This is a genomic window from Mesorhizobium sp. LCM 4576 (assembly GCF_001854815.1).
GTDB lineage: Bacteria > Pseudomonadota > Alphaproteobacteria > Rhizobiales > Rhizobiaceae > Mesorhizobium > Mesorhizobium plurifarium.
This window is the reverse complement of the sequence record NZ_MDDT01000021.1, coordinates 126279-140299: the sequence shown is the minus strand read 5'-3', so window position 1 is coordinate 140299 and position 14021 is coordinate 126279. Positions and strand designations below refer to the sequence as shown.

General features: G+C 58.6%; 10 protein-coding genes. All 10 read left to right on the top strand.

Annotated features, from left to right (window positions below):
- Positions 1 to 93: 93 nt before the first annotated feature.
- The 10 genes from LCM4576_RS12165 (at position 94) to LCM4576_RS12120 (ending at position 13413) form a co-directional block, all read left to right on the top strand.
- Positions 94 to 1692: an ABC transporter substrate-binding protein gene (locus tag LCM4576_RS12165; protein ID WP_071032313.1), complete on the top strand. Its 1599-nt coding sequence runs from the start codon at positions 94 to 96 to the stop codon at positions 1690 to 1692.
- 210 nt (positions 1693 to 1902) lie between these two features.
- Complete coding sequence (locus LCM4576_RS12160) at positions 1903 to 2907, top strand: asparaginase (protein WP_071032312.1); 1005 nt, start codon at positions 1903 to 1905, stop codon at positions 2905 to 2907.
- A gap of 186 nt (positions 2908 to 3093) precedes the next feature.
- Positions 3094 to 4257 (top strand): M20 aminoacylase family protein, encoded by a 1164-nt coding sequence (locus LCM4576_RS12155; protein ID WP_071032311.1) that lies wholly within the window; start codon positions 3094 to 3096, stop codon positions 4255 to 4257.
- An 886-nt stretch (positions 4258 to 5143) separates the two neighbouring features.
- A complete protein-coding gene (locus LCM4576_RS12150) occupies positions 5144 to 6754 on the top strand; it encodes an ABC transporter substrate-binding protein (protein ID WP_071032310.1) in 1611 nt (536 codons plus the stop codon).
- Positions 6754 to 7695, top strand: coding sequence for an ABC transporter permease (locus tag LCM4576_RS12145; RefSeq protein ID WP_071032309.1), 942 nt, complete (start codon positions 6754 to 6756; stop codon positions 7693 to 7695). The genes LCM4576_RS12150 and LCM4576_RS12145 overlap by 1 nt, the downstream gene beginning before the upstream one ends.
- A gap of 1 nt (position 7696) precedes the next feature.
- Complete coding sequence (locus tag LCM4576_RS12140) at positions 7697 to 8578, top strand: ABC transporter permease (protein WP_071032308.1); 882 nt, start codon at positions 7697 to 7699, stop codon at positions 8576 to 8578.
- The gene (locus LCM4576_RS12135; protein ID WP_071032307.1) at positions 8578 to 9585 is read left to right on the top strand and encodes an ABC transporter ATP-binding protein; all 1008 of its coding nucleotides are present in this window, start codon (positions 8578 to 8580) and stop codon (positions 9583 to 9585) included. The genes LCM4576_RS12140 and LCM4576_RS12135 overlap by 1 nt, the downstream gene beginning before the upstream one ends.
- The gene (locus LCM4576_RS12130) at positions 9582 to 10613 is read left to right on the top strand and encodes an ABC transporter ATP-binding protein (RefSeq protein WP_071032306.1); all 1032 of its coding nucleotides are present in this window, start codon (positions 9582 to 9584) and stop codon (positions 10611 to 10613) included. Before LCM4576_RS12135 ends, LCM4576_RS12130 begins: the two co-directional genes overlap by 4 nt.
- Positions 10614 to 10883: 270 nt before the next feature.
- On the top strand, positions 10884 to 12308 hold the full coding sequence (locus tag LCM4576_RS12125; RefSeq protein WP_071032305.1) for a CapA family protein: 1425 nt from the start codon (positions 10884 to 10886) through the stop codon (positions 12306 to 12308).
- A 109-nt stretch (positions 12309 to 12417) separates the two neighbouring features.
- Positions 12418 to 13413, top strand: coding sequence for a succinylglutamate desuccinylase/aspartoacylase family protein (locus LCM4576_RS12120; RefSeq protein WP_071032304.1), 996 nt, complete (start codon positions 12418 to 12420; stop codon positions 13411 to 13413).
- Positions 13414 to 14021: the final 608 nt, after the last annotated feature.

Genomic DNA, 14021 nt, shown 5'->3' with positions numbered 1-14021 from the left:
GTCGGACCGAGGGCCAACCACAAAGGCACCGTCGGCTTCTGTGGTTAGGCAGATGCTGTATTGCCTAATTGAATCAACATAAGAGACCGGAACATGAAAATCTCTCGACGTGAAATCATAAAGGCAGGTTTAGCCGCTGGAACGGCCTTAGCGATCCCTTCCGTCCTGCGGGCGCAGACAGCGCCAACCGACGCGCGGACCGTCCGTATGGTGAAGACCGGCGGCCTAAGCATCTTCGATCCTATGGCTACGACCGCTACCATCACTTTGGACCACGCCATAGCGATTTACGATACGCTGTTCTCGCTTGACTCTAAACGTATGCCACAACCGCAAATGGTCGGGAAATGGGGCCTTTCCGACGACAAGAAGAATTATACATTTGAGTTGCGAGATGGCCTCAGCTGGCACGACGGCAGCCCCGTCACCGCCGCGGACTGCGTCGCCTCGATCCGCCGATGGGGCCAAGCGAAATCAGGTGGCCGATTGGTGATGGCGCGGGTCACGGACATCTCGAAGAAGGACGACAAGACATTCACGATCTCACTCAGGGAGCGGCTGGGGCTTCTGCCCACTATCCTGACGTCGAACCTCTACGTCATGCGCGAGAAAGATGCCACTAGACCTGCGACCGACGCAGTTACCGCGAACATCGGATCGGGGCCTTTCAAGTTCAATCAAGCTCTGGCGAAACCCGGCGTCAGTTTCGCCTACGACCGCAATGAAAAATACGTGYCACGCGGCGAGCCATCTGACGGGTTGGCTGGCRCCAAAGTCGTCAAGGTCGATCGTGTCATCTGGGACAATATCGGCGACCAGCAGACTGCTTTCACGGCTTTGCAGGCGGGGGAGATCGACTACTTTGATGGGCCGCCTGCCGATTTCTTCGGCGTGATAGAAAGTGACCCTAACTTGGCCCTCGAAGTTCTCGATAAATCCGGTCAAGTTTATATCTTGCGCATGAATTGTTTGCAAAAACCGTTCAACAATGTGAAGGCACGCCAAGCAGTCCTTCACTTGGTCAACCAGGATGCTTATCTCCGGGTTATTTCGCCGGACCCACAGTATGGCAGTACCATCACTTCATTTTTTGGGGACGGTAACCCAATATCGAACGATGAAAATACAGCCTGGTACAAAAAGGGCGGTGATCCTGAGAAGGCGAAGAAACTCTTTGAGGAGGCCGGATATGCAGGCGAAAAAGTCGTCATTCTGCAACCGACGGACTGGGCAGAGGGAAGCAACGCCTCGCAAATTTTGGCGGCGGAATTGCGAAAGGTTGGCGTCAACGCGGAACTCGCGGCAAGCGACTGGGGCGGTGTTGCAGCCCGCCGCGCCAACAAGGGTTCAGTTAGCGAGGGTGGCTGGAGCATCTTTGTAACAAGCGAGTCAGACGCCACCCGAGGTGATCCTATCAGCCAATCGTCTCTCGCCGCCAATGGTGACAAGGCTTGGTATGGTTGGCCGAACAGCGAAGAGTATGAGGCTCTTCGCGCTAAATGGGCCGATGCCGAAACGCTGGAGGAGCGCAAGGCGCTTGCCCGTAGGATGCAGCAAGTCGCTTGGGATCTTGCTGGTACAGTTTTTCTGGGTCGGGTTGTTACCCCAATCGCACGCCGCAAGATCCTTACCGGCCTCATCGGCATGCCAGAGTCTGTCCCAATGTGGAATATGCAGAAAGCTGAGGCGTAATGGCTGGCTATCCTTCACAGATTGGAGCCCACCATCGCCGGCATGGAGTGCTATCATAGATTTCCCGCTCAGCTTCTCGCCGGTCGATTCGAAGATACTTTCTGTCGGTGGCAACCAGCTTATTCAGGGCGAGGCCTATCGCCGATCCGGCCATGTCCGGGTTTATTGCAGACAGGGCCAGCGACTGCATTCTACTCTTGTGGGGAATTCATGACTAATCCGGTACTAGTAGAGGTTTTGCGCGGCACGACTGTCGAGAGTGCCCATCGCGGTGCCATCGCCGTCTTCGACGCCGATGCCAAGYCGGTGTGGGAACTCGGCGATACAGCACGCCCGGTGTTCCCGCGTTCGGCGGTCAAGGCCATCCAAGCGTTGCCGCTGGTGGAGAGCGGCGCAGCGGAAGCGTTTGGCTTCGGCGATCGCGAACTGGYGCTCGCCTGCGCCTCTCATTCAGGCGAACCGGCACATGTCGAACTGGCACGGGCGATGCTGTCAAAAGCAGGTCTTGATAAGACAGCGCTGGAGTGCGGCGCGCACTGGCCGTCGAGCCATGAAGCAACAGTCGCGCTCGCTCGCGCCGGCGGATCGCCGAACGCATTGCATAACAATTGTTCCGGCAAGCATTCCGGGTTCCTTTGCACTTGCGTCCATGCCGGCTTCGCCCATAGYGGCTACGTCAAGGCCGGYCATGCCTTGCAGGGGATGGTGCGGGAGGCCGTGCAGGCGGTGACCGGCGTCGCCCATGATGTCGACCATTGCGGCACCGACGGCTGCTCGATCCCGACCTATGCCGTGCCGCTGCGCAGCCTTGCGTGTGGATTTGCCCGAATGGCGACTGGTGTCGGCTTCGAACCGGTGCGCGCCAGGGCGGCGAAGCGGTTGCTCACTGCCTGCATGGCCGAGCCTTTCCTGGTTTCTGGCACCGACGGGGCCGACGTCGCGCTGATGCAAGCTGCACCCAGCCGGATTTTCGTCAAGATCGGTGCCGAAGGCGTCTACTGCGCGGCGCTGCCGCAACTTGGTTTCGGTATCGCGCTCAAATGCGATGACGGTGCCGGCCGTGCCGGCGAGGTCATGATCGCCGCCGTGCTGGCCAAGTTTCTGCTATATGACGTCGCACTTACGGCGGAACTGACCGAATTGACGCGCCCTGCCATCTTAAGCCGAATGGGCGCCAAGGTCGGAGCACTCCGACCGACCGCCGCATTCGGGTAACTAAGTAGAATTCAGCTAGCGTCGCAATTGCGCTCAACGATCAGATGCGCATATCGGCACTGCCAGATTCCGGTCGCCGGCACGGGGTGGCGGACGACATGGCCCGGTTGTGCAGCCCGACTAACCCCAGCCAAATACAGAGCGGCGAATGTGAACCGCCTGCCCAACAAAAGACATGGACCTAAAATGCCAATTCTCAACTGCGCCGCGGAAATGCAGGAAGAAGTTGCCGGCTGGCGACGACATCTCCACCAGACGCCGGAGCTGAATTTCGACGTCTTCCAGACCGCCGGCTTCGTCACCGAGAAGCTGAAGGCCTTCGGCTGCGACGAGGTGGTGACGGGGCTTGGCAAGACCGGCGTCGTCGGCATCATCCGCGGCCGAAAGGGCGATGGCCCGACGATCGGGCTGCGCGCCGACATGGACGCGCTGCCGATCGACGAGATCRCCGGCAAGCCATGGGCCTCGACCGTGCGCGGCAAGATGCATGCCTGCGGCCATGACGGCCATACCGCGATGCTCTTGGGCGCCGCCAAATATCTTGCCGAGACGCGCAATTTCGCCGGCACAGTGGCTGTGATCTTCCAGCCGGCCGAGGAAGGCGGCGGCGGCGGCAACGAGATGGTCAAGGATGGCATGATGGAACGCTTCGACATCGAGAAGGTGTTCGGCATGCACAACATGCCGGGCTTGCCGGTCGGCCAGTTCGCCATCAGGCCCGGTCCGATCATGGYCGCGACGGCAGCATTCACTATCACTGTCAAGGGTCGCGGCGGGCATGCCGCGATGCCGCACGGCACGATCGATCCGATCGTCATCGCCAGCCAGTTGGTGGGCGCGCTGCAGACCGTCGCCTCCCGCAGCACCGATCCGGTCGAGGCGGTGGTGGTGTCGGTGACGAAGTTCCACGCCGGCGATGCCTATAATGTCATTTCCGAAAGCGCCGAGATCGCCGGCACCGTGCGCACGCTGAAGAAGCAGATTGCCAAGAAGGCCGAGGAGCGCATCCGCGCACTTTGCGAAGGGCTCGGCCTGGCGTTCGGAGCGACGGTCGCGGTAGAATACAGTTCCGGCTATCCCGTCACCTTCAACCATCCGGAGGAGATGATGTTTGCGAGCGACATTGCGGCCAACGTCGCCGGCGACGGCCAAGTGCACCGCGCTATCGAGCCGATAATGGGCAGCGAGGATTTCTCCTATATGCTGGAGGCGCGGCCGGGAGCTTTCATCTTCATCGGCAATGGCGACACTGCGGGCCTGCACAACCCCGCCTACGACTTCAACGACGAGGCCATCCCGCATGGCATGAGCTATTGGGTGAAACTCGCAGAGACGGCGCTTGCCGCATGAGAATTTTGCAGCCAAGTGGAGCCGCGTGTTGTCGCAGAAAATGCGGCGAAACTACAGACATCCACTCACTGCGAACCTTGATGTGGGTTTCCTCAACATGTCATTTGGCGGGGTAACGGCACGCTTGCCGCCCTTCAAGCGCTCTGGCGACCGCGGCACGAAATGAATGACTCAGCGATGGATCGCTGAATGATCAACGTCGAGCCGCGTTCGGCCATCATTTCTTTCAAGTCACGCAGGCTAGATTGTAGGCTAGATATCAGCACACGCATAACAAGACGAGGGACTGGTCGACCTGATGACCTTTGAGCACCTCGAAGCTCACGAAAATTGATGCAGGGTTCTCCCACGTGACCATCATCAAAACTTTGCAACAAAATACTCATGCGAGCTCTGTCTCTGAGTTTCATTATAGCAGCATTTGTCTTGACTGGGGCGAGGTTGAAAGGCTGGCTGACCGGTGCGGAGTCAACGCCTTCGCAACCAACTGGCTGGAGGTGTGGTGGGCTTCGCGCCCGACTTGTGAGTGTCGATGATGAGTTCCGAGAAATACGGAATTAATGCGCGGGTGCTTTGGTATTGGCGAAGTCGAGCGTCGTTTCCCCATCTAGGAGCCAGATGGCGATAATCCACAAACTGAATTTGACCCGGGCAGCCCCCGGGTCAACAAGTTATGACAACGAGGGTCACACAACAGAGTACCGACACCGGATCGCAATGCGAGCGGCGGCGGGTAGACGGTCGATCAGCGCATCGGAAAACACTGAACTGCTTCGAGATGGGGGCAAAAGTCGGACCGAGAGCCTCCCCACAAAAGTCACCGTCGGCTTCCGTGGTTGGGCTACGCAGCAATTACCTAAATGAATCAACATAAGGGGAGCGGAACATGAATATCTCTCGACGCAATCTCTTCAAGGTGGGCTTGGCTGCCGGAACGGTGCTTTCGATGCCTTCAATCCTGCGCGCGCAGGCTTCCTCGTCTGGGGCCCGTTCGGTGCGGATGGTCAAGGCAAGCGATCTTCGTGTGTTCGATCCGATCTGGACGGCCACGAACATCACCGCGGACCACGGCGCCGCGATTTACGACACCTTATTCTCGCTTGATTCCCAGTTCATGCCGCAGCCGCAGATGGTGGGAAGATGGGATGTTTCTGATGACAAGAGGACTTATACGTTCGAGCTGCGGGACGGACTCAGTTGGCATGACGGCACACCAGTAACAGCGGCTGATTGTGTCGCCTCCATCCGTCGCTGGGGCCAAGTGCATCCTGGTGGGCAGCTGATTGTAGCCCGCGCGAAGGATATCTCCAAGAAGGACGACAAGACTTTCACAATTGCCCTTAAGGAGCCGCTCGGGCTACTCATCGACATCCTGGCAGACCTGACCCCGCCCTGCCTCTTCATCATGCGCGAGAAGGACGCTAACCGCCCTGCAACGGAGCAGGTGACTACGACGATTGGGTCAGGGCCATTCAAGTTCAACGAAGGGCTTGCTAAGCCCGGCGCGAGYATCACCTACGATCGCAATGATAAATACGTGCCGCGGAACGAGCCATCCGATGGACTGGCCGGTGGCAAGATCGTCAATGTCGATCGCATCGTTTGGGATGTCATTGCCGACCAGCAGACAGCAATGGCGGCGCTGCAGGCTGATGAGGTCGACTACTTTGAGACGCCACCGGCTGACCTTTTCTCGATGGTGGAGAGCGATTCCAATCTCGCGCTCGAGGTTTTGGATAAGCTGGGCTGGGATGTGATCCTGCGCATGAATTGTCTGCAGAAGCCGTTTGACAACGTCAAGGCGCGGCAGGCAGTGCTTCACCTGATCGACCAGGAGGCGTGCATGCAGGCCATGTACCCCGACCCAAAGTATGTCAGTACAGTCACTTCGATATTTGGCCGCGATACRCTCGTTTCGAATGACGAGAACACGGGATGGTTCAAGAAAGGCGGCGACCCGGACAAAGCCAAGCAACTTTTCAAGGAAGCAGGCTACGCAGGCGAAAAAGTTGTTATTCTCGACCCGAYGGACTGGCATGAATCCGACAATGCGTCGCAACTTCTGGCAGCGACGCTGCGAAAGATCGGCGTTAATGCGGAGCTTGCACCGAGCGACTGGGGCGGGCTCACCACCCGGCGGGCAAAGAAGGAGCCCGTCGAGAACGGCGGCTGGAGTATGTTCATTACTTCGGAATCCAACTATTCTCTTGGCRATCCCCTCGCGACTCCGCTGCTTCTCGCGAACGGGGACGATGCGTGGTATGGCTGGCCAAAGAACGAAGAATATGAAGCACTTCGGACCAAATGGGCCGATGCCGGAACGCTCGACGAGCGCAAGGGAATGGCGMGCAAGATGCAAGCAATTTGGTGGGACTACGTCGGCGATGTAAGGCTCGGAACTTATGTTTCGCCGATAGCGCGTCGTAAGACGCTGACCGGTCTCATTGGCATGCCTCAGATCGTTCCAATGTGGAATATGCAGAAGGCTTCCGGCTGATGGTAGCATACCTGCTACGCAGGTTAGTTTCGACCATCGCCGTAATGGCGATGGTCGGGATGTTTGTTTTCCTGCTGCTGAGGCTGGCGCCTGGAGATCCGGCGGCCATTATCGCCGGTAAGTCCGCCACGGTGGAGATGATTGCTRGCATCCGCGAGAAGCTGGGGCTGAATGAGCCCATGCCGATCCAATTCGTCCGGTGGGTAGGGGACATGCTTGGCGGTGATTTCGGCACTTCGATCTTTGCCGGCCGACCCGTTCTGGAGCTTCTCGGGCAAAGGCTGGAGCCGACCCTTTCCCTCTCGATCCTGACCATGATCGTTTCGGTTTTGCTTGGAGTTTCATTCGGGATCTTCGCCGCGTGGCGGGCTGGTGGCGCAGTCGACCGCATGCTTTCGGTGTTCGCGGCGATTGGCTTTTCGGTGCCGGTATTTGTCGTCGGCTATTTCATCATATATTGGTTCGCGATCAGCATGCATTGGCTGCCGGTRCAGGGATATCGGCCAATCGCCCAGGGAGTCGGGCCTTGGTTTGAGCACCTGGTTCTTCCTACTATGGCGCTTAGTCTCGGCTATATTGCTTTTATCGCCAGGATCACGCGCGCGAGCATGCTGGAGGTTCTGTCCGAGGACTATATGCGAACGGCCGCTGCCAAGGGTGCGTCGCCATACGCCATGCTTTTCCACCATGCCTTGAAGAATGCGGGGGTGCCGATCCTGACGGTGGTGGGCTTGTGTTTCGCCTATTTGATCTCCGGGGTCGTCATCACCGAAACCGTCTTCAATGTACCCGGGATCGGTCGTCTCACGGTCGATGCGATCAACAATCGCGACTATCCGATAATCCAGGGTGTGCTGATCCTTGCTTCAGGCATGTATGTTCTGGTCAATCTCGCCGTTGATCTTGCCTACACACTGATCGACCCTCGTATCCGGTATTGACATGACGCTTCTCTCCGCCCCGGTTGAAGCAGCGCCGATCGGCCGCTTGCAACTGTCCAATGTTCCGCGCTTTGCGAAGCGGCATCCGCTCGTCCTTCTGGGCGGTGGCCTTCTGACCGTGCTGATCGCGTTGGCGCTTGCTGCGCCGCTTTACGCAGGCGATGCCGTGAACATGGACCCATTCAAGCGGCTGCTGCCGCCATCAGCGGACATGTGGTTCGGGWGCGATAATCTGGGACGGGACGTGTTTGCACGGACAATCTTTGGTACTCGGATCTCGCTTATGGTGGGCTTGCTTTCGGCAACCTGCGCAGCTGTGGGCGGGCTGTTGATCGGCATCCTGGCCGGTTACAGCCGAGCTTTTGACGGGGTGGCTATGAGGGTCATGGACGGCCTGATGTCCATCCCAACGATCCTCTTGGCCATTGCGCTCATTTCCCTGACCGGTCCCGGCATTGGCATCCTTATTGTCGCTATTGCCATCCCTGAGCTTCCGGGTGTCGCTCGGCTGGTCCGCTCGGTCGTTCTTACAGTGCGTGAACGTCCCTACGTCGAGGCTGCGGTTTGCGGCGGCGCGCGTCTGCCGAAGGTGTTGTGGCGCCATATTTTACCGAGCACCATCCCGCCGCTCATGGTCCAGGCCGCCAATGTATGYGCCAGCGCGATCCTGACGGAGGCGGGACTGAGTTTCCTGGRAGTCGGTGTGCCGCCCGAAATCCCGAGCTGGGGGAACATGATTGCCAGTTCACGACTTTACCTGGCAATCGCGCCGATGACGATCTTTGCTCCMGGCATCTGTCTGGCCGTCACGGTTCTTGCCGTCAACCTGCTCGGTGATGGCCTGCGCGACCTGTTCGATCCCCGCGCGAAGCGGAGGCGCTGATGCAAATGCACACGACAGTAACCAACGATGTGCTTCTCGAGGTGCGCGACCTCGAGACCCATTTTTACGGCGAGGAAAGCGTCACTCGCGCGCTGGGCGGCATCARCTTCCAGGTCATGAAAGGCGAGACGCTCGGCGTGGTGGGAGAGTCCGGCTGCGGCAAGAGCGTCACCGCTCTTTCTATTCTTCGACTGCTGCCGAAGCTCGCCGCCAGGACTGTCGGCGGCGAGATYCGGTTCGACGGATGCAACCTGCTCGAGCTCTCCGACCGGAAGATGCGAAAGATTCGCGGCGACCGGATCGCGATGATCTTCCAGGAGCCGATGACGAGTCTGAACCCGGTTTATACCGTCGGCCACCAAATTGCCGAAGCGGTGCAGATCCACACAAGAGCCTCCCGAACAGAAGCGATGGCAAAGGCTCAAGAAATGTTGCGCCTGGTCCGCATCGCGGACCCTGAGCGCCGCGTCAACAACTATCCGCACGAAATGTCAGGCGGTATGCGCCAGCGCGCAATGATTGYCATGGCGCTTGCCTGCTCGCCGCAGCTCTTGATCGCCGACGAGCCAACAACGGCCCTCGATGTTACAATTCAGGCGCAGATCCTTCGGCTGATCGTCGATCTGAAAGAGCGTACAGGAACGGCAGTCATGTTCATCACCCATGACTTGGGCGTGGTGGCAGAGACCTGCCAACGCGTCATCGTCATGTATGCCGGTCGCATCGTGGAGCAAGCGGGCGTCGTGGATCTGTTCGCGCGCCCATCGCATCCCTACACTCAGGGCTTGATGCGCTCGGTGCCGGATCGGCGGCGCGGTCGACAACAACGTCTGTCGGAAATTCCCGGAACCGTACCCAGCCTGCGCGAGCCGATCGTCGGCTGCAGTTTCGCTTCACGCTRTCCATTCGCGATAGATATTTGTCGCGAAAAGACACCAATATTGCGAGATGTCGTGCGTGGTCATTCCGCCGCTTGCTGGCGCGCCGAGGAGGTCATGGGGGCATGAACACTCCATTGTTGAATGTCGACCGTCTGACCAAACATTTCCCGCTCAGCGCAGGTATCTTGAACAGAGAGATCCCGGTGGTGCGGGCCGTGGAAGACGTTTCATTCTCGGTTTCGGCCGGCGAGACGCTGTGTATCGTCGGCGAATCCGGTTGCGGCAAGTCCACCGTGGCACGTCTGCTCATGCGGCTTGCGGAGCCGACGAGCGGACGCGTCTTGATCGAAGGCACAGACATCGCCGGTCTGAGGAAGGGCTCGCTTCGGACCTGGCGTCGTCGGATGCAGATGGTATTCCAGGATCCTTACTCTTCGCTGAACCCGCGGCTTACCGCCGAAAAGATCATTACCGAACCTGTCGAGAACTTTGAGCGCCTCAGCCGCAGGCAGCGCAAAGCTCTGGCAGCCGATCTTCTGCGCAAGGTTGGCATGTCGCCTCAGATGATGGACAGGCTTCCATCCGAACTGTCGGGTGGGCAGCGGCAGCGGCTGGGCATAGCGCGAGCACTGGCACTCCAGCCCTCGCTCCTCATCGCCGACGAGGCGGTGTCGGCTTTGGACGTCTCCGTCCAGGCCCAAATCCTGAACCTGCTTCTGGACCTTCAAAAGCAGATGGGGATCGCGTTGATCTTCATCTCGCATGACCTTGGCGTTGTCGAGCATATCGGGCATCGCGTGGCGGTCATGTATCTGGGGAGGATCGTTGAACTCGCCCATTGCGAGGCGCTGTTCGCCAAGCCTGTCCACCCTTACACTGAGGCGCTGATCGCAGCGGCTCCAATACCGGATCCAACGCGGGTGCGCCTGGAAGCTCCCGTCGAAGGGGAGGTGCCGAGTCCGATTAATCCTCCCAAGGGCTGCGCGTTCCATCCGCGCTGCCCGCTAGCGGTCGAACGATGTCGTATCGATGTGCCGCCTCTGGTCGCCATGGCAGATGGGCGGGTTGTGGCGTGTCATGTGCGCGCTCCCGCGACAGAGGCGCTGRCCACCACTCGAACACCCGAAGGGACAGCCGCGCAAACACATGGCTGAGGATCTCCTGCCGAAACGTATGGCAGCATACGAGGACTGGAAATCCGACGGCTAGCATAGCTTGAGCTGGAGCATTGAGCCTGKGGTCCCAGCGTTTTCGGTGTAAGCGATATGCTGAGCCTGCCCGCTTGCCGGCCGGTCAATCCTCGTCGAGCGTCCCAGGCCACACAGCATCTGATTATCTTGTCGCAAGATGGCAGCCACAACAAAGATATATTGGATCGAGTTAATAAATAGAGGCAATTTAGTTTGCGTTCCCCTATTCAGCCGATGGAGAGGTCATTGAAGAGCGACATCAACGAGCATAGCTCCCATTTGACCGGGCCGGACGACGAATATGATAGGGTCGGCTCAATTAAGACGAACGTAGCCGATGGCTTTACGATGGTGGCAGTGGGCGACCTAATCCTGTCCCGACCGCTGACCAACGGGAACCACCCTGGTTTTGATGAAATCCTGCAAGTCCTGCGCAACGGCGACGCCACGTTCGGCAACATGGAAACTCTAATCTTCGACATTCGTTCATTCGAGGGGAGTCCACAGGCGGAGCATGGCGGAGCGTATCATATCAGTGTTCCGGAGCTTGGACCTGATCTGAAGGCTATGGGGTTCAACCTCATGAGCCGCGCGAACAACCATACGCTCGACTGGGGCCTTGAAGGCATGCGAGAGACGAGCCGCATATTGGATGAGAGCGGGATCGTCCATGCAGGTGCAGGCGAAAATCTCGCGCAGGCCGGCGCCGCTCGCTTTTTGGAGACTGCGCGTGGTAGGGTCGCGCTGGTGTCGTTCGGTACAACGTTCGGGCCGATGTTTCGCGCGTGTGATGCTGCTGGAGAGGCTCCCGGCAGACCAGGACTGAACCCGCTTCGTTTGACAGAAARCATCGTCGTCCCAGCCGACATCCTGAAAAGTTTAAGGCAATTGCGGGCGATGTTGCCTGGCTCTAAACCAGACGACAATGATCCAGCCCGTGTCGTGGTCGCTGGGGCGACATTCAGAGCGGGCAACGAAGCTGGCTACGCCTACGAACCCAATCGGGGTGATGTCGCCGAAATCTTGCGAAACGTTCGGCGGGGCAAACAATTCTCCGATTTCTGCATTGCCACCAATCACGGGCACGAGCCTAACTGGAGTCATAAAGTCAGCCAAGATCCGCCGGATTACGAGCAGTCTTTTGCGCATAAGCTCATCGACGCTGGGGCGGATGCTTATATCGGGCACGGCCCACACCTGATCCGTGGGATTGAAATCTACAAAGGCCGTCCAATCCTCTATGGCTTGGGCAATTTCTTCTACGACGACCTGCGAACTCCGGTCGGGGCGGACATGTTTGAGGCTTACGGCAAGGACCCGCGGCAAGATACCGATGCCGAAGTGACGGTTGATGAGGAAGCTAAAGGTTACCCCACCGCTGATGGCTTTGTGGGGGCACTCTCTCAACCGATCTTCTATGAGAGCATCATCACGGTAAGCCAGTTTGAGCAGAATCGACTCGTGCAGTTGCGGCTATACCCCGTCGAATTGGGCTATGCCAAGAGGTTTGCAAATCGAGGCATACCGCAGCTCGTAACCGGTCCACAGGCAAGGGCTATCCTCGAACGGTTGCAGAAGCTCTCTGAGCCGTTCGGGACTCGAATTGTCATCGATAATGACATTGGCATAATAGGCTTCGAGCGCAGCCCGTCGTCATGACGCTAAGCAGCGTGACCCAATAGCAAATCCAACTCCGATGTTCTTGGCGCCATCGCGCACAAATTCGAGTTTTCAATCCGCTGCAATTCCACACATACGGAGGCGGGCCATGAGCCATGCACCACGACTTACCTTCGACATCGGTGCGCCTGGTTTGAGCACTGGACATCTTGTTGTCGCCGGTGGCACTGACTGTGAAACGCTTTCGCTGCCGGTCTTTAGCCTCAACAAGGGGAGGGGGCCGCGTCTGCTGATCACGGGCGGGAATCACGGAAATGAGTTGGAAGGGCCAATTGTCGCGCGAAGGCTGGCCGAATGGCTGCCTGATGCGCAGACATGTGGAAAGATCATCATCGTTCCCGAGATCAATCCACTTGCCGTACGGGCTTGGACCCGAAACACACCGGTCGATGGAAAGAACCTCAATCGAGAGTTTCCGGGGCGCGCCGACGGATCGGTGACAGAGCGCATTGCGCATACCATCTCGCACCTGCTTTTACCTGAGGTCGACACGGTATTCGATCTGCACAGCTTCGGACCGACTTGGGACTTTCCACCAGCAGTCATAACGCATCCAATCGCTGACGCAGATCTCATGCGCAAGACCGTCAAGATGGCGGAAGCCTTCAAACTTCCTATCACACTGATTTGGGAGCACGACGATACTCCTGGAATGTTCGACACCTGGGTGCACGAGCAAGGCAAGCTATTTATTTGCGCTGAACTCGGCGGCAGCACAGTCGGAGCTGAGGCCCTAGCGATCTACGAGACTGGCCTGCGCAATGCTCTGATTRCACTGGGATTGGTCGAGGGAAAGGCCGAATATCCTAACTTCCGGCACCAGAAGTCCGCCCAGACATTGGAGACTCTTTTGTCGGACCAGGTGAAGTCACCGGTGGCAGGGATTTTTGAACCTCGCTGCTCCATCTTCGATCAAATAAAGCAGGGCGACGTCATAGGGGTGCTACATCCCATGGATTCGTTGCRATACAGGCCGGTTGAAGTTCTCGCGCCTACCACAGCTCTCGTGTGCGGGATATCATCCGGAATGCACGTGGAGGCCGGCACTGAGGTCGTCATGCTTGCGAGGCCGTATACCGTCTGAATACGAGTGGACTGTTTCGATCAAGCCAAGCGCTTCAAGACTGCTCCGGCCAGGGTCGTGGTCGAGTAGCTCAGGCATTCGGCTTTCGCCCTCACAGATCCGGGCGGGCGGATTTCCCGCACCCGGCTCTGCCCGAGAGTAACCCGAGTCATATCCGTGCTTGCGCCCAGGTTTGAGTGATGCGCGCAGTTGGCAGGGGGAAGCGCGCCGTCAGGGTCTCGAACTCCGACCAGCCCATGCGCCAGCTTTTCTGGCTGCGCCGTCTCAGACAGCGTAGCCATATCCGGCGCATTTGCCGATGGAATCCGTTGAGCGCTGGATAGTTGTGGGGCCTGCCGTAGTAGCCGTAGTGTCCACGCAGAACGGCGGCGAACCACCTGTGCTGCGCAGCCATTGGCGCGTGCATGAGCCGCCAGGCATCCTGGCGCAGCGCCGTCAGCTTACGCGTCAGGCGTTCCCTTCCGTCTTGTACTTCACGATGAACCGGCCATCCCGGGTCCGCCCGCATTAGTGGGTGAAGCCCAGAAAGGCGAAGGTCTCGGGTCGCCGCTCGGCACGCCGCTGTCGTGAAAGGGTCGCAAACCGCCCAAACTCGATCAGCCGCGTCT